The sequence below is a fragment of the Paraburkholderia steynii genome (assembly GCF_900100565.1).
Lineage (GTDB): Bacteria > Pseudomonadota > Gammaproteobacteria > Burkholderiales > Burkholderiaceae > Paraburkholderia > Paraburkholderia terrae.
Genome location: NZ_FNDI01000028.1, coordinates 1 through 16,359, shown reverse-complemented (window position 1 = coordinate 16,359; position 16,359 = coordinate 1). Strand labels below are relative to the sequence as shown.

At 61.2% G+C, this 16,359-nt stretch carries 19 protein-coding genes; 8 read left to right on the top strand and 11 right to left on the bottom strand.

Going from position 1 to position 16,359, the window contains the following annotated elements; genetic code table 11:
- Positions 1–3 precede the first annotated feature (3 nt).
- From tssD to BLT65_RS35970, 3 genes are read left to right on the top strand one after another with little or no spacing between them, the layout of a single operon-like run.
- Positions 4–486, top strand: coding sequence for a type VI secretion system tube protein TssD (tssD, locus tag BLT65_RS35980; RefSeq protein WP_042313927.1), 483 nt, complete (start codon positions 4–6; stop codon positions 484–486).
- A 13-nt stretch (positions 487–499) separates the two neighbouring features.
- Positions 500–982 carry a DUF2778 domain-containing protein gene (locus BLT65_RS35975; protein ID WP_091787297.1) on the top strand — a complete coding sequence of 161 codons (483 nt, stop codon included), beginning with the start codon at positions 500–502 and terminating at the stop codon, positions 980–982.
- Positions 979–1,266 carry a hypothetical protein gene (locus tag BLT65_RS35970; RefSeq protein ID WP_091787294.1) on the top strand — a complete coding sequence of 96 codons (288 nt, stop codon included), beginning with the start codon at positions 979–981 and terminating at the stop codon, positions 1,264–1,266. Before BLT65_RS35975 ends, BLT65_RS35970 begins: the two co-directional genes overlap by 4 nt.
- Before the next feature lie 70 nt (positions 1,267–1,336).
- Here the strand turns inward: BLT65_RS35970 and BLT65_RS48140 are convergent, their stop codons facing one another.
- The 7 genes from BLT65_RS48140 to BLT65_RS35935 are packed head-to-tail and all read right to left on the bottom strand — an operon-like array spanning position 1,337 to position 8,720.
- Positions 1,337–1,627: a hypothetical protein gene (locus tag BLT65_RS48140; RefSeq protein WP_042313919.1), complete on the bottom strand. Its 291-nt coding sequence runs from the start codon at positions 1,625–1,627 to the stop codon at positions 1,337–1,339.
- Between the two features lie 9 nt (positions 1,628–1,636).
- Complete coding sequence (locus tag BLT65_RS35960; protein ID WP_425273189.1) at positions 1,637–2,104, bottom strand: dihydroneopterin aldolase; 468 nt, start codon at positions 2,102–2,104, stop codon at positions 1,637–1,639.
- Positions 2,101–2,751, bottom strand: a complete 651-nt coding sequence (locus BLT65_RS35955) for a sarcosine oxidase subunit gamma (RefSeq protein WP_091787291.1) — start codon at positions 2,749–2,751, stop codon at positions 2,101–2,103. Before BLT65_RS35955 ends, BLT65_RS35960 begins: the two co-directional genes overlap by 4 nt.
- Positions 2,741–5,740: a sarcosine oxidase subunit alpha family protein gene (locus BLT65_RS35950; protein WP_091787287.1), complete on the bottom strand. Its 3,000-nt coding sequence runs from the start codon at positions 5,738–5,740 to the stop codon at positions 2,741–2,743. The genes BLT65_RS35955 and BLT65_RS35950 overlap by 11 nt, the downstream gene beginning before the upstream one ends.
- A complete protein-coding gene (locus BLT65_RS35945) occupies positions 5,737–6,036 on the bottom strand; it encodes a sarcosine oxidase subunit delta (protein ID WP_042313995.1) in 300 nt (99 codons plus the stop codon). Before BLT65_RS35945 ends, BLT65_RS35950 begins: the two co-directional genes overlap by 4 nt.
- 22 nt (positions 6,037–6,058) lie before the next feature.
- A complete protein-coding gene (locus BLT65_RS35940; RefSeq protein WP_042313915.1) occupies positions 6,059–7,303 on the bottom strand; it encodes a sarcosine oxidase subunit beta family protein in 1,245 nt (414 codons plus the stop codon).
- A gap of 28 nt (positions 7,304–7,331) precedes the next feature.
- Entirely contained in the window at positions 7,332–8,720 is a 1,389-nt protein-coding gene (locus tag BLT65_RS35935) for an L-serine ammonia-lyase (RefSeq protein ID WP_091787284.1), read from the bottom strand.
- A gap of 106 nt (positions 8,721–8,826) precedes the next feature.
- Here BLT65_RS35935 and BLT65_RS35930 point away from each other — a divergent pair, with 106 nt between their 5' ends.
- The 4 genes from BLT65_RS35930 (at position 8,827) to BLT65_RS35915 (ending at position 11,143) form a co-directional block, all read left to right on the top strand.
- A complete protein-coding gene (locus BLT65_RS35930; RefSeq protein ID WP_091787281.1) occupies positions 8,827–9,063 on the top strand; it encodes a hypothetical protein in 237 nt (78 codons plus the stop codon).
- A 28-nt stretch (positions 9,064–9,091) separates the two neighbouring features.
- Complete coding sequence (locus tag BLT65_RS35925; protein WP_091787278.1) at positions 9,092–10,177, top strand: GlxA family transcriptional regulator; 1,086 nt, start codon at positions 9,092–9,094, stop codon at positions 10,175–10,177.
- A 196-nt stretch (positions 10,178–10,373) separates the two neighbouring features.
- Positions 10,374–10,742, top strand: a complete 369-nt coding sequence (locus tag BLT65_RS35920; RefSeq protein WP_143036622.1) for a hypothetical protein — start codon at positions 10,374–10,376, stop codon at positions 10,740–10,742.
- A 68-nt stretch (positions 10,743–10,810) separates the two neighbouring features.
- Positions 10,811–11,143 (top strand): low molecular weight protein tyrosine phosphatase family protein, encoded by a 333-nt coding sequence (locus BLT65_RS35915; RefSeq protein WP_091787273.1) that lies wholly within the window; start codon positions 10,811–10,813, stop codon positions 11,141–11,143.
- Positions 11,144–11,299: 156 nt separating this feature from the next.
- Here BLT65_RS35915 and zwf read toward each other — a convergent pair whose 3' ends face one another.
- From zwf to lhpH, 3 genes are all read right to left on the bottom strand, one after another.
- The gene (zwf, locus tag BLT65_RS35910; protein WP_042313903.1) at positions 11,300–12,784 is read right to left on the bottom strand and encodes a glucose-6-phosphate dehydrogenase; all 1,485 of its coding nucleotides are present in this window, start codon (positions 12,782–12,784) and stop codon (positions 11,300–11,302) included.
- Positions 12,785–12,993: 209 nt separating this feature from the next.
- Positions 12,994–13,911 (bottom strand): bifunctional Delta(1)-pyrroline-2-carboxylate/Delta(1)-piperideine-2-carboxylate reductase, encoded by a 918-nt coding sequence (gene lhpI / locus BLT65_RS35905; protein ID WP_091787270.1) that lies wholly within the window; start codon positions 13,909–13,911, stop codon positions 12,994–12,996.
- 22 nt (positions 13,912–13,933) lie between these two features.
- Entirely contained in the window at positions 13,934–14,941 is a 1,008-nt protein-coding gene (gene lhpH, locus BLT65_RS35900; RefSeq protein WP_091787267.1) for a trans-3-hydroxy-L-proline dehydratase, read from the bottom strand.
- 196 nt (positions 14,942–15,137) lie between these two features.
- Between lhpH and BLT65_RS35895 the strand changes: the two genes are divergently transcribed.
- Complete coding sequence (locus BLT65_RS35895) at positions 15,138–15,875, top strand: FadR/GntR family transcriptional regulator (protein ID WP_091787263.1); 738 nt, start codon at positions 15,138–15,140, stop codon at positions 15,873–15,875.
- Between the two features lie 169 nt (positions 15,876–16,044).
- On the opposite strand, the gene BLT65_RS35890 is transcribed toward BLT65_RS35895, so the two are convergent.
- The coding region (locus BLT65_RS35890) for an integrase core domain-containing protein (protein WP_143036547.1) at positions 16,045–16,359 on the bottom strand (315 nt) is incomplete at its 5' end.

The window sequence follows — 16,359 nt, the reverse complement described above, 5'->3', positions numbered from 1 at the left end:
TCTATGGCAATCCCATTGCATCTATGGCTGAAAGATGAACGCGGGGCGGAAATCCGCGGATCGAGTCAGGTAGCTGGACGTGAAGGAAGCATCGAAGTACTGAGCCTCACGCATGGCCTGCACGCGGGTACCGATCACTCGACCGGCAAGCTGATTGGCGGGCGGACGCACCGCCCGCTAACCATAGAAAAGGAGCTTGATCGTTCTTCACCGCTGCTCTACATGGCAATCGCACGTGGTGCGACCTTGCAATCGGCCGAACTCAAGTGGTATCGCATCAACGATGCAGGGCGCGAAGAAGAGTACTTCAACATCTTGCTGCAACAGGTGAAGGTCGTCTCGGTCACACCGAAATTACTCAATATCAAGGAGCAGACTTCAGCCCACCACAATCACTTTGAAGCGGTCGAATTCCGTTACGAGGAAATCACGTGGTGCTATCTCGACGGAAATCTGAAGTTCAAAGATGCATGGAACCTGCTTTGAGGGAGACGACGCAATGCCCGTACACTGTACGTTCTCACTCAATAACCAGGACACATCGGATCTCTACTGTTCCGGATACGGCACGGTCAAAGCATTTTCCGGTGCGGGGCGTGGGCGGGACAATCCGGATGCAACTGCAATGCCTGATGTCGGCCCTTTGCCGCGCGGGACCTACTACATCGTCGACCGCCAGTCTGGTGGGATGATGGGATGGTTATACGATTGGGCCGGCGAACACGGAATTGGCACGACAGACCGCTCCAAATGGTTCATGCTCTGGAATCCGAGCGGCGGCGACACGACGAACATCAATGGAATCAAGCGAGGTTCGTTCCGGCTGCACCCCAGAGGTCCGCTCGGTCTGAGTCACGGTTGCGTAACCGTCCTGTATCCGCCCGACTTTGAATCGCTCGCGCGATATATTCGCGCGCGGCCGCCCGAGCTTCCTGTGCCGGGCGCGGCATTCCGCGCGTACGGCACACTGGAGGTCTGGTGAGACGACTGCTGTCTATCACAATTTTTTTCGCCTGTACCTGTGCCGGCGGCTGGTTGCTGGCGTGCATCGCCACATCGTTTCCGTTCGAGATGCCGGTGTTCCTGTACCACTTCATCCGTCGCTCGATAGCTATCAGCGGCTTTGACAAACTCGACAATCCCGAGGACATTCAAACCCTTGGCCTCTTGTGCCTGATCGCGGCGTGCTGGGTATTCGCCGCTCTCACGACGTGGATTGTCATGCTATTCATTCGCCGCCGACAAAGACATTCGCATCGACTTTGACTTCACGGCACCTCAGTATCGTCGGTTTCGAATGCGTGTGAACGTGTGGAGCGCGACGCCCGGGTTCAGGTCAACCCGGGCACTCGTCGTGTTCATCTACGCTTTGGCGCCCTCTTCTCACCCGCGCCTCCCCCACAACTCTAGCCAAAGTATCCGGACTCATCCGCGCAGCAACACCCCTCACATACTCATGATGCCTGGCATCAAGCACCGCCTCGAGATACTGCGCCTGCAAATACCGAATCAAAGCAATCCGCCGATGCCCAAGCGCAATACTCTGATCGAGCAGCGCGACGGCGGCATCGGCGTCTCCCGCCGCATACGCGCGCTTGACCAGTTCGGACGTTTGCGCACGCGACATATCAACCGTTCAGCCCAAAACCGAAGCCGAAGCCGAATGCGCTTCAAAATCGCCCCGCGTCCAGTCCAGTTCAACCCCAATCCGCTTCGTGCCCTCACGAATTTTGGGCTTATGCAAAGCCAGCGTAATAGCTTCAAGCGCAGGCCACTCCGCGAACGAAAGCAGAGCAATCTCAACAGCAAGCGTCTCCAGCATCCGCGTATGCGGCTTCGTAGAAAGAAACTCACTCACGCGATTGCAATACCGCTCATAGTCGATCATCGCGTGCGAACCCTCCTCCGAAGGCTCGCAGCGATAAGAAAGACTCGCATCAATCACGACAGGCTGCGCCGCAAGATGCTCATGCGCATGAATACCAATTCGCGTCGCCACGACAAGCTCATCGATAAACACACGCCAGCCCTTGCCTCTAGCCGTGCCACGCGCATCAGAAGCAGCACGCATATAAGCCGCCAACGGCTCCTCGAACGGCTTCACGACAGCAGCGGCTCAGCCGCATCGAGCATGATACGAACGAAGTAATCGGCGAAACTACGGCGCACGACGATCTCATACGCATCATCCGCAACAGGCACGAGCACGATCGACGCCTTGAAGTAATGACTCTGCGCACACTGCCCCGGTGCAAGAATGCGGGGATGCAGATCCAGCGGACAGCCGCGCGCAATCACGTCATGCACCTTCTCGCCGCTCACTTCGAGCAGCGTCCAGCCGCTGCCGATATCCACCGCCGAAGCAAACTGCCCTTGCAGCGCTTCGACCAGCTTGTCCTCGGCAACAGGCGCCTGAGGTTGCTGCGATCGCACGAGCCATTCATCGGGCCCGAGCCACAGCACGTCATAGCCATTGCCGCGCGCAACGGTATTGGGCTTCGCGGGCGGACGGCAACCCGTCACGCTTTCGACTGCGCTGAGAAACCCGGCATCACCCACATCGCCCCGCAGATTCACGAGATCGCAAAACGCCTTTTCGCGCAGATGAAACTTCTTCGACGGCGCGGCCACATGCTTCTTCACCAGTTCACCGACACCAGCAAGCGGCGACTCCTGCCACGGTTGTCCCGCCACCCGGTTCGCGACAGCCGATGTTGCGCCCGGTGCATTGTTCCTAGCTTCATTCCACATGTTGACGCACTCCTTCGGTGTCGTAGAAAACGGGGCTGGCGATCTTCGCGGCGATCTGCTTGCCGCTCGCCAGCGGAATCGTCACGTTTTGCCCCATCTTGTTCAGGCCGCCCTTGACCACGGCGAGCGCGATCGAACGATTCAGAATCGGGCTGTAGTAGCTCGACGTCACGTGTCCAAGCATCGGCGCCGTGTCGCCCTGGAACGGACCGGCGACGATCTGGCTGCCCTCGGGAAGCACCAGCTGCGGGTCGTCGGTGAGCAGGCCGACGAACTGCTTGCGCCCATCCTTCGCGGTATCCGAGCGCGCCAGTGAACGGCGTCCGAGGAAGTCTTTCGTCTTCGCGACCAGTCCGCCCATGCCGAGATCGTGCGGCGTAACCGAGCCATCCGTATCCTGGCCGACGATGATGTAGCCCTTCTCCGCGCGCAGCACGTGCATCGTTTCCGTGCCGTACGGCGTGATATCGAACTCCGCGCCCGCTGCCATCAGCGCTTCCCACACCGCGCGGCCCATGTTCGCCGGCACGTTCACTTCGTAGGCAAGCTCGCCCGAGAAGCTGATCCGCATCACGCGCGCCTTCACGCCTGCGACCGTACCGTTGCGATACGACATGAACGGGAACGCCTCGTTGGCGAAGTCGATATCGCTGCAAATCTTCTGCACGACCTTGCGGCTCTTCGGACCTACGACGGCAAACGTCGCCCAGTGATCGGTGACGGACGCGAGGCGCACCTTCATGTCCGGCCATTCCGTCTGCAGCCAGCGTTCCATCCACGTCAGCACGCGCGCCGCGCCGCCCGTCGTGGTGGTCATCATGAAGTGCTGGTCGGCGAGGCGCACGGTCACGCCGTCGTCGAACACCATGCCGTTTTCATCGAGCATCAGGCCGTAGCGGCACTTGCCGACTTCGAGCTTGCTCCACGGATTCGTGTACATCCAGTTCAGCAACTTCGCCGCGTCGGGCCCCTGAATGTCGATCTTGCCGAGCGTCGACGCATCGAGAATGCCAACGCTGTTGCGCACCGCGAGGCATTCGCGCTTCACGGCCGCATGCAGATCTTCACCACTCTTCGGAAAGTACCAGGGCCGCTTCCAGTTGCCGACGTCCTCGAACATTGCGCCGTTCTCGACGTGCCATTCATGCACTGCCGTCTTGCGGATCGGGTCGAGCAGGTCGCCGAGTTCGCGGCCCGCGAACGTGCCGAAAGTCACGGGCGTGTAGTTCGGACGGAACGTGGTCGTGCCCGTTTCGGGAATCGTCTTGCCGAGCGCATCGGCAAGAATCGCCATGCCGTTGATGTTGCCGAGCTTGCCCTGATCGGTGCCGAAGCCCATCGCCGTATAACGCTTCACGTGCTCGACGGATTCGAAGCCTTCGCGCGCCGCCAGCAAAATGTCCGCCGCCGACACATCGTTCTGGAAATCGACGAACTGCTTCGGGCCGCGCGCCGCTTCCGCACGGCTGCCGACCAGCCACAGCGGCTGCAACGGCGACTCGGCGACTTCCGCGGCCTGCGGCACTTGCGGACGCGTCACCGCGTAACCGATCGACTTCACCGCCTCGACGCCCGCATCGACGGCAAGACGCAGACCGCGCGCCAGGCTGAATTCGCCCGCTGCCGCGCCGATGCTCGTTTCCGGCTGCATGCCCTTGCCCGGCACGAAACACACCTTCGTGTCGTTCCAGTGCGCCTTGCCGCCCGATTGCGCGAACAGATGCAGCACAGGGCTGTAGCCACCCGACATCGCGACGAGATCGCACGGCAGGTCCGCCTGCTTCGCACCCGTCTTGCCGTTCGCATACGCGACCACTTCAACCGACGTGACGCGCAGCTTGCCGTGCGCCGTCATCACGGCCGCGTTGTTGAGGATCTTCACGCCATGACGCCGCGCCGCCGCCTGCAATGCGCCGCTGCCCTGGGCACGCGGATCGACGACCGTCACGCTTGCGCCGCACGCCTTCATGTCGAGCGCGCACTGGTAGCCCGCGTCGTTGTTCGTGAACACGACAGCATTGCGGCCCGGCAACACGCCAAAACGATGGATATACGTCGAGACCGCCGACGCCATCATCACGCCTGGCAGATCGTTGTTACCGAACACGATGGGACGCTCGTGCGCGCCTGTCGCGAGAATCACACGTTTGGCGCGGATCTTCCACAGCAGTTCGCGCGTGCCCTTGCGCATCGACACGGGCAGATGGTCCGTCAGACGCTGCGTCACCGTGACGAGGTTGTGGTCCTGATAGCCGAACGCCGTGCTGCGCGACAGGATCGTCACATCCGGCATGCGCGACAGTTCCGCTTCGATCTTCTCGACCCAGCTCAACGCCGCGCGTCCGTCGATCTCCGTCTTGCCCGAGAGCAGGCTGCCGCCGAGTTCGCGCTGATCGTCGACGAGAATCACGCGCGCGCCGCTCACGGCCGCCGCGTGTGCCGCCGCAAGACCCGTCGGGCCGCCGCCGACCACCAGCACGTCGCAATGCGCGTAGCACTTGTCGTAGCGATCGGCATCGAGCACTTCGGGCGACTTGCCGAGACCCGCCGCTTCACGAATTTTCTCTTCGTACTTCGGCCAGAACTTTGCCGGCCACATGAACGTCTTGTAGTAAAAGCCCGCGGGCATGAAGCGCGAGAACTTCTGGTTGATCGCCATGCGGTCGTGCTCGAGATTCGGCTCGGCATTCACGCTGGTCGCAACGAGCCCCTGATACAGCTCGATTTCCGTCGCGCGCGCATTCGGCACCGTGTATGCGCCGCGCTCCAGTTGCACGACGGCATTCGGTTCCGCGACGTCAGCCGTGACGATGCCACGCGGGCGGTGATACTTGAAGCTGCGTGCGACGAAATGCACGCCGTTCGCGAGCAGCGCCGACGCAAGCGTATCGCCCTGAAAGCCCTGATACGTGCGACCGTTGAACGTGAAGGTCAGCGGAATCGCGCGGTTGATGCGCCCACCGGCGCCGAGGCGGTTCTTCTGGCTCATTGCTTTTTGCCCTCTTGTGCGTCGGCGGACGTGTTGCCCATCTTGAACGTTTCGTAACCTTGAATCTGATAGGTGACGGTGTCACGCGTCGCCATGAACCAGCGTCGGCAGCCCTGCGTGTGCATCCATTGCTCGCGATGCACGCCGCGCGGGTTCTTGCGCATGAACAGGTACTCGCCCCATTCGCGGTCGGTGAGCTTGTCGGTGTCGAGCGGACGTGCAATATCGGCTTCGCCGCCGCAGCTAAATTCGGACTCGGCGCGCGGACCGCACCACGGGCATTCGATTGTCAGCATGATGGTTTCCAGGAAAGTGCGGTCAGTGGGCCACGGCAGCAGCGCCGTGTTCGTCGATCAGATGGCCGGTATAGAAGCGGTCCAGCGAGAACGCCGCGTTCAGCGGATGCGGTTCGTCGTTGGCAATGGTGTGCGCGAACACCCAGCCCGAGCCCGGCGTCGCCTTGAAGCCGCCCGTGCCCCAGCCGCAGTTGAAGTACAGACCCTTCACGTCGGTCTTGCTGATGATCGGGCACGCATCCGGCGACACGTCGACGATGCCACCCCACTGGCGGTTCATCCGCACGCGCGAGAACACCGGGAACATTTCGACGATCGCCTGCAGCGTGCCTTCGATAATGTGGAAGCTGCCGCGCTGGCCAAAACCCGTGTACTGATCGACACCCGCGCCGATCACCAGATCGCCCTTGTCGGACTGGCTGATGTACGCGTGAACCGCGTTCGACATGATCACCGAGTTGACCACGGGCTTGATCGGCTCGGATACCAGCGCTTGCAGCGGATGGCTTTCGAGCGGCAGACGGATGCCAGCCATGTCGGCGAGCGTCGTCGTGTTGCCTGCTGCGACGACGGCGACTTTCTTCGCCTTGATGAAACCCTTCACCGTATCGACGCCCGTCACGCGGCCGCCGTCGCGGCGAATGCCCGTCACCTGGCAGTTCTGGATGATGTCGACACCCGCCTGATCCGCACCGCGTGCGAAGCCCCACGCAACGGCATCGTGACGCGCGACGCCGGCACGACGTTGAATCGATGCGCCGAGCACGGGATAACGGCTATTCAGGTTAATCGTCGGTTCGATTTCCTTGATCTGCTCGGGCGTCAGGAATTCGGCATCGACGCCGTTCAGCCGGTTCGCATTCACGCGGCGCTCGGTGTCGCGCACGTCCTGCAGCGTGTGCGCGAGGTTCAGCACGCCGCGCTGCGAGAACATCACGTTGTAGTTGAGGTCTTGCGACAGACCTTCCCACAGCTTCATCGCCTTCTCGTACAGCGCCGCCGATTCGTCCCACAGATAGTTCGAACGCACGATTGTCGTGTTGCGCGCCGTGTTGCCGCCGCCGATCCAGCCCTTCTCCAGAATCGCGACGTTCTTCACGCCGTGTTCCTTGGCAAGGTAATACGCCGTCGCAAGACCATGCCCGCCGCCGCCGACGATCACGACGTCGTATTCCTTCTTCGGTTCCGGGCTTCTCCACTGTCGCTCCCAGTTCTCGTGATACGACAACCCGTTGCGGAACAGACTGAATATCGAATAGCGGCTCATCTTGCAGACCCCTCGTTGCGCGTTACCATTAACATTCGATGACGTTCACGGCGAGACCACCGCGCGACGTCTCCTTGTATTTCGTTTTCATATCGGCGCCCGTTTCGCGCATCGTCTTGATGACGTTGTCGAGCGTCACGTAGTGCTGGCCGTCGCCCTTGAGCGCCATGCGCGATGCGTTCAGCGCCTTGATCGCGCCCATCGCGTTGCGCTCGATGCACGGAATCTGCACGAGGCCGCCGACGGGATCGCACGTCATGCCGAGGTTGTGTTCCATGCCGATTTCGGCGGCGTTCTCGACTTGCGACGGCGTGCCGCCCATCACGGCCGCGAGCGCCGCTGCCGCCATCGAGCACGCAACGCCCACTTCGCCCTGGCAGCCCACTTCCGCGCCCGAGATCGACGCCGTTTCCTTGTAGATGATGCCGATGGCGGCCGCCGTCAGAAGGAAATCGACGATGCCGTTTTCGTTCGAGCCCGGCACGAACTTCACGTAGTAGTGCAGCACGGCGGGAATCACGCCCGCTGCGCCGTTGGTCGGCGCGGTGACGACGCGGCCGCCGGCAGCGTTCTCTTCGTTGACGGCCATCGCATACAGGTTGACCCAGTCGAGCATCGACAGCGGATCGCGCAGCGACTCTTCCGAATGCGTGCGCAGTTGCACGGTGAGATCGGCTGCGCGGCGCTTCACGCGCATCGGGCCGGGCAGTTCGCCGTGCATCTTGCAGCCGCGTTCGACGCAGGCGGCCATCGTGCGCCAGATCGTCAGCAGCCCTTCGCGGACGTCTTCCGGGGCGCGCGACGCACATTCGTTGGCGAACGTCACCTGCGCGACGGACAGGCCGCTTTCGCGGCACACGCGCATCAGGTCGTCGCCGGTGCGGAACGGATACGGCACTTCGCCGCCCGCGCGCACGCCGTTCACGCGATCGCCTTCGCGGTTCACGACGAAGCCGCCGCCGACCGAGTAATACTCTTTCTCGACGAGCAGCTGGCCGTTCTCGTCGAAGGCCTGGAAGCGCATGCCGTTCGGATGCACGACGCTGCCCGTGCCGCTCATCAAACGGCGGAAGAACGCGATGTGCTCCTTTTCGTCGAAGCCGATCTCGTGCTTGCCGAGCAGCGACAGGCGCTTGCCCTTGCGGATATCGACCAGGCGCGGTTCGATCAGGTCGGGATTGATGGTGTCGGGCAGATGACCTTCGAGGCCGAGCAGCACGGCCTTGTCGGTGCCGTGGCCCTTGCCCGTCGCGCCGAGCGAGCCGTACAGCTCGACTTTCACGCGGCGCACGAACGCGAGCAGGTTCGCGTCCTCGATATGGGAAGCGAAGCGGCAGGCGGCGATCATCGGGCCGACTGTGTGCGAACTCGATGGGCCGATGCCGATCTTGAACAGGTCGAAAACGCTGACGTTCATGGAAACCTTGCTCAGGTAGGTGGGCGGAAACGCGTGAACTCCGCAGTGACGCCAGTACACCAAAGCGTAAAATCCGCCGATAGAACAAAAACGGCATCGACGTGGGATGGCGACGCCAGATGGCGCCTGGACTTCGTTTCTCCGCAACTCAGTGACGGAAAAACGCAAGTCCGGTCGCCGGGTCGATCCGCCGGAGCCCAAGCCACGCGGGGATGAACGCGCTTCGCATCTGCGCAAGTCGGTGTCGGAAAAGGACAAGAGCCGCAAGCGCGAATCGGCGACGCTAGGGTTATCCCGCGTGCGGGCGCGTTTGGGTTTCGCTTTTTTGTTATCAGCCGATTGAACTTGCCGGACCACTGCGCCATCGCGCCATGACCATCGTTGATTCGCTACCGTTGACTTCCATCGATGCGCTGCCCAAAGAGCGCATCCGCTTCGGCATCATCCTGCTGCCGAACTTCACGCTGACGGCGTTTTCCGGCTTCGTCGACATGCTGCGTCTATCCGCCGACGAAGGCGATTACAGCAAGCCCGTGCGCTGCTCGTGGAGCGTGATCGGCGACACGCTCGCGCCCGTGCGCGCGAGTTGCGGCATCCAGATCACGCCTTGGGAGACATTCGCCGATGCGGAGCCGTTCGACTATGTGGTCGTCGTCGGCGGGCTGTTGCATTCAGGGCCGCAGGCGAACGACGAGACCTTGCAGTTCATTCGTGCTGCGGCGCGCGGAACTACGACGCTGGTCGGCATCTGCACGGGCGTGTTCGCGCTGATGCGCGCGGGCGTGCTCGACGAGCACCGGATTTGCGTGAGCTGGTTTCACTACTGGGATTTCGTCGAGCGCTTTCCTTCCGTCAATTCGGATGCGCTGATCGCAGACCGGCTGTTCGTGATCGACCGTCGACGGATTACGTGCTCGGGAGGACGGGCTTCGATCGATGTGGCAGCGGCGATTTTGCTGCGTCACTTCGAGACGGCGACCGTTCAAAAGGCGCTGCGGATTCTGCTTGTCGGCGAAATGCAGAAAGGGAATGCGCCGCAGCCGCATCCGCCTGGGCTGGAGCCGGCGACGCATCCCAAAGTCAAGCGCGCGATTTTGTTGATGGAGCAACATGTCGGGCGTACGTTGCCGCTGGAGGAACTGGCTTGCAAGCTGGATCTGTCGCCGCGGCAGCTTGAACGGCTGTTCAAGGCAGAGACGGGGAAAAGTCCGCAGGCGTTTGCGAAGCAGGTTCGGTTGAGAACGGCGGCGTGGTTGTTGACGAGTTCGGATCGGACGGTCGCGGATATCGCTTCGAGTTGCGGGTTTTCTGATGCGTCGCACCTGGGGCGGGAGTTCAGGAAGGAGTTTGGGATGCCGCCTGTGATGTTTAGAGAGCAGCGTGGGGGAACGCCGGTTGAGGGGGACGCGGCGGTCGCTTATGAGGAGACGTTTCCGGGGAGGGTGGATGTGTTTTGATCTCGATCACGAACTGGGTTGTCCGGTTATTAGCGAGTCGTAAGCGCTGTACGGCAAAACGCAACGCTTGCGCCGCACAGCCCAAATTGCGAGAATCGGCACCCGCCCGATTGAAGTCGGCAGGACAGTTTTTCCAGTACAAGATGCGAAGCAATAAATTCAACCGCACAGCTAGCGAGATCTTCGTTATCACCACATGAATCCAAGACGCGTCCACTCGCTCTTTGAGAAACACTTCCCAAAAATTGATCTGGTCATGTGCGAGTGGATACATCTTTTTCGAGATGGCACTGTCGATCGTGAGTTGCTCGGAAAAATACTCTCTACGATTGAGTCCGATTGTCTGCTCATTCACATTCGCCGGACGATCGGCGATTTTCTACAGTCAGAACAGGCGCTCGACTATATTGTCGAGAATGTTGGAAAAAGCCAGATCCGAATTGCCGATCGCGCCTTCAACCGCTTCGTAATGATTGCATCAAACGGTGTAGCGGCAACATGGCCGCAATGTTTGACACGCTTTCAAATTGCTCAGTTGCCTGATAAGAGTTCAGGAATTGACTAAATTGACCAGGCAAGCGGAAACCGTACTTATCCACCTGATAGAAGCACGCCTAATATCGGCGGCATTCGATGCGAGCACTATTCATCTGTAGCCGAAATCGTCTGCGAAGTCCTACAGCGGAGGCACTGTTTTCCAGTTGGCCCGGTGTTGAAACGGATTCCGCGGGTCTCGCTCCTGACGCAGCGATGATTGTCTCGATGGAGCAAGTCTTATGGGCCGATATGATCTTTGTGATGGAACGCGTGCATAAGGCCAGATTGTCGAAAAAATTCGGCACCTCGCTCAAGAGCAAACAGATCATTTGTCTCGACATCCCCGACAAATACACCTTCATGCAGCCGGAACTGATTACCATCCTGGAACGGACGGCAGGCAAGTACCTGCGTCGAAACCAGCATTGATCATCTGCTTCTGCTTGAGAACCCAATGCCATCTGCTTACAGAAAATGAGGCTAGCCCGCACCTCACTTTCTCTCTTTCAAAGTTCTCCGCAAAAGAAAAAAGGCGGAGAGCATCATTCTCTCCGCCTTCGCGTACTACCGCTTGACCCGAAAGTCCTACGACTCTTCCGACCAAACCATATTATCCCGCGCCATCATCGCCGTCGAAGCCCCCGGCCCGAACGTCCCCGCCGTATAGCCCCTCGGCTTGTCGCCATTCCGCTTCCACGCTTCGATGATGGGATCGACCCACGTCCATGCCGCTTCCAGTTCATCGCGGCGCATGAAGTGAGTGAGCCTGCCACGCACGACGTCGATCAACAGACGCTCATACGCTTCCGCGCGACGGCTCGTGAACGCCTGCTCCAGATCGAGATTCAGATTGACGGGCAACGTCCGCATTCCACTACCCGGCTCCTTGGCAAGCATCTGCAGCTGGATCGATTCATTCGGCTGCAACTGGATCACCAACCGGTTCCCACAGTTGCGCGGACCACAAGGACTATTCGGCATGATCGAAAACGGCAGATCCGCGAACTCGATCACGATCTCCGACAGCTTCTTCGCCATCCGCTTGCCCGTGCGCAGATAGAACGGCACGTTCGCCCAGCGCCAGTTGTTGATATGCGCGCGCAACGCGACAAAGGTTTCCGCACGGCTATCGGCGGGCACGTTCGCTTCTTCCAGATAACCCTTCACCGGCTCGCCGCCGACAGCGCCCGCCGTGTACTGCCCACGCACCGTATCGCGCGAGATGTCCTCGGCCGTCATCGGACGCAGCGAACGCAGCACCTTCAGCTTCTCGTCCCGCACGGCATCAGCGTCGAGCGAAACGGGCGGCTCCATCGCGACGATGCAAAGCAGTTGCAGCAAGTGGTTCTGCACCATGTCGCGCATCGCGCCCGTATGGTCGTAGAAGCCCGCGCGCGTGCCCACGCCGACCGACTCCGCCACCGTGATCTGCACGCTGCGGATATACGGCGCCTGCCACAGCGGCCCGAAGATCGCGTTGCCGAAGCGCAGCACCATCAGGTTCTGCACCGTCTCCTTGCCGAGATAGTGGTCGATCCGGTAGATCTGATGCTCGGAGAAATGCTTGCCGACGGAATCGTTGATCGCCTGTGCCGACGCCAGATCGTGACCGAGCGGCTTTTCCAGCACGACGCGCGAATACTCGTCGAGCAGACCGTGCGATGAGAGGTTGTCGCAAATCGTCGTGAACAGTTCCGGCGACGTCGACAGATAGAACACGCGCAGCGCATTCGGGCGCGATGCCTCGGCAAGGCGCTCGTAATCGGCGGCCTGGTCGACATTGACGCGCACGTATTCGAACAGCGACAGGAAGCGATCCCATGCGCCCGATTCATATGCGCCGGATTCGATGAACGGACGGCTCTGCTCGTCCATCCATTTCAGATAGTCGTCACGCACCCATTCGCGGCGGCCGATTGCGAGAATGCGCGTTTCGGGGGGCAAATTGCCGTGCGTATGCGCCATATACAGCGCGGGCAGCAGCTTGCGGGCTGACAGGTCGCCGGCGCCGCCGAAAATGATCATGTCGAGCGGGCGGTCCGGCGAAGCAGGAGCGGTGGAAGTCGTCATAGCGCGGTCGCAAAAATTAACTGCTGGGAAATACGCAAGCCCGCCCGGACCAACCTTTCAGGCAGCGCTGAAATCGGGCAGGTTTGCGCGAGACGACTATGTTGCAACGTTTTAGGATTGTTTGCACGCTTACTGTCGTGACACGGCACGCACGTTCGTTTCGCTTCTCACTTTCACCCGGTCTGCGGCAACAAGGGATCTGCGAAATTTCAACCCGCGCCCAGCGCCGCCCGCGCAACACGCCCCGCCGCCAGATCCCACGCCGCGCAGCCGACGGTCTTGAATACGATGGCCGTATCGAACGATGGCTGGCTCGCCAGCGCGTCCTTGATGCCCGTCACCGTCGACCAGTCGATGCCCGCCTGGATGAAGTCCCCCGCTTCGTGTTTCGCGCCCGCGAGATCGTCGACATACAGCGAGCTGCCCGCGAGCGTGCGCGCGCCGATCTCGCACATCTGCGGCGTGAACGCGCCGACGCCGATCACGAGCCGTCCCGCGCGCGGCGCCTCGTCGTAGACGGCCTGACGGCTCGTCGTCAGCGCGATGACGGTATCGACGGAATCGGGAATCGTCGCCTCGCTCAAGGCTTGCAGATCACGCACCGTGCCTCGCTGTGCGTCGCAGAACGCCTGCGCCCGCGCCACCGATGTGCCCCGCACGCGCACGCGCGCCTCCGGATACAACTCGCCGATCGCCCGCAGATGGCTTGCGGACTGCGTGCCCGTACCGATCAGCAGAATGTCTTTCGGTGCGTCGCGCGAGAGCGTCTCGATGCCGAGCATCGTCATCGCGGCCGTGCGGCGTCCCGTGACGGTCGGCCCGTCGAGAATGAACAGCGTCTTGCCCGTGTCCGGGTCGAACGCCATCACCTGGCCGTGGATGGTCGGCAGCGCGCGCTCGCCGTTACGCGGGCAGACGTTGACAAGCTTGTGGATCGCGAGATCGGAGGCCGCGGCGGGCATCGACAGCATGATGCCGTTGTCGTTCAGCGGCACGACGAGCCGCTCGGGGCTCGCGACGCGTCCGGCCGCGTAGTCGGCGGCGGCTGTCTTCAGCGCGTCGACGAGCGCGCGAAACGGAATCAGGCGCGCCGTGCCGGCGGCGTCGAAAATCGGCGTGCTGCTCATGTCGGGGCTGCTCCTTGCGCGTTCAGCGCACCAGAAAACCATACGTCAGCGGATCGCGCTCATCGACGAGCCAGTTCGCGAAGCCGCAAATATGCGCGTCGCCTTCGATCTCGGGAATCACGGCGTCGAAGCGATCGAGCTTCGTCTCGGACAACACACGCCCACGAAACACCGTGCCGATGATCGACTCGTTGACGAGCGTTTCGTCCTTGCCCAGTTGCCCGCGCAGATACAGTTGCGCGACCCGCCCCGCCGTGCCGGAGCCCGTTGGCGAGCGGTCCACTTCGCGGTCGGCGAACACGCAGCAATTGGCCTGCGTCGAGCCCGCGTGACGCGGCGCGTTGTCGATGATCGTGCCGTAAATGTGATTGATCTCGGGGATATGCGGATGTTCGACCTTGAACGCCTCGTTCGCCGCGCGCTTCACTTCGGCGCCGAACTGGATCAGCCGGTCCACCTGGTTTTCGCGCACATCGAGTCCGAACGGTTCACCCGATGTGTAGAAGTAAAACGCGCCGCCGAACGCGATGTCGCCGCGCACGGTGCCAAAAGTCGGCGTCTCGACGCTCACGTCACGCTGCCAGATGAACGACGGCACGTTGACGAAGCGTACGCTGCCGGCGTGATCGCCGTCCCATTTGACGAATGCTTCGATGAAGCCGCAAGGCGCATCGATGCCGACGCGCGTTTCCGGCTCTGTGCGCTCGACCCAGCCGAGCGAGACGGCCGTTGTCGCCAGCGCGATCACGCCGTGGCCGCAATGGTCGCTATAGCCCTCGTTGTGAACGAAGATGATGCCGAAGTCCGCGCCTTCCGTGACGGGATCGGTCAGATAACCGCCGTACATGTCGGCGTGGCCGCGCGGCTCCAGCATCAGCGCGCGGCGCAGATGATCGGCGTGCTCTTTGAGCCACGCGCGCCGCTCGACGATGGTCTTGCCGGGCATCTTCGGCAGCCCGCTCGTGACGATGCGGAACGGTTCGCCGCCCGTGTGCACTTCGACCGTGCTGATCATGCGGTTCAGCTTCATGATGCGTTCGTTCCTCGCAAGAAAGCTTCGGGTCGTTGCCTGTCCAACATATTGTCTCGCTCCATCATCTTTGTTTTATACTGGATCGAAATGTAGACCAGCTTTGGTTAGCGATCAACCAGTTTCAAAATTTATCCGTCAAACTGGTTTGAACCTGGCACACATCACACTGTCATCTGTCGCACGGTATCTATCCATGGCCTCGACCTCATTCGCACTGGAACGCGCGTTTCGCCCGAAGCAGATTTACGAGCAGGTCGCGGAGCGCATGCGCGGCGACATCCGCAACGGGCAGTTTGCGCCTGAAGCGCGGTTGCCTTCGGAGCGCGATCTCGCGGCGCGGTTTGGCGTTGGACGGCCTGCCGTGCGGGAGGCGCTGGGCGCGTTGCAGAACGAGGGTTTGGTCGTTACGCGGCGCAATTCGGGCACTTACGTGTGCGCGGACGCGTTGCAGCGGTTGGCGGCGGCGCCCGCTTCTGGCGATGTCTCAGGCGACGCTGACTTCAGCCCTACGTCCGCGCTCGACGTCCGCTTGATCCTGGAGCCTGCCATCGCGCGCCGCGCGGCCGCCAATGCGCAGCGTGACGAGCTTGCCGAGCACTACCTTGCGCAGATGGATTCGATCGACGATGTCTCCGATGCCGTGCAGCGCGCGCTATGGAACGATAGCGATCGTTTGTTTCATCGGCAGCTTGCTGTGATGACGGGCGATGCCCTGCTCGTCAAGATCGCCGATGAAGTGGCTAAGGCGATGGATCAGCCTTTGTGGAAACGGCTAAAGGATGATGGGATTCATGATCCTGGGCGGATCAGGCTTTATGTTTCTGAGCATCGGTTGATCTATGAGGCCATTGTTGATGGTGATGCCGACGCGGCTGCGTTTTATGTCGAGCAGCACATCAGGCGAGTGCGGAGGGATATAGCGCCTAAGTAGGGGTTTTTTGTCTGCGGACGCTGGGGTGGTTTGCTTGTGGTTTTGCTGGCATCCGCGGTTTGGTTTCGTGGCGCGGACGGTTTGGCTTGGTTTGCTCGTGTTTTCGTTGGCATCCGCGTTTTGTTAGCGTGCTTCAAGCGTCGCCCCTGTGCGGGGCGGCATGAAGTGGTCAAGTAATCCTGGACACTTTTTCTGCTTTCCCTCTTTTCTTGCTGGTTACTTCATATTCGGCGGGCGGCATGTTGCCGGCCGCCGAATGTAGCCGCTCGTGGTTGTAGAACGTCACGATGTAATCGGTGACATCGGACTTTGCAGTGAGATAGTCAGGGTATGGACGTAGTCTCACGCGCTCCGTCTTCAGGCTTCGAAAGAAGCGTTCTACCACTGCGTTGTCCCAGCAGTTGCCCTTGCGGCTCATGCTCTGTGTGATGCGGTTCTTGCCGAGGAAGGCCCGGAAAGCGTTGCTGGTGTACTGGCATCCCTG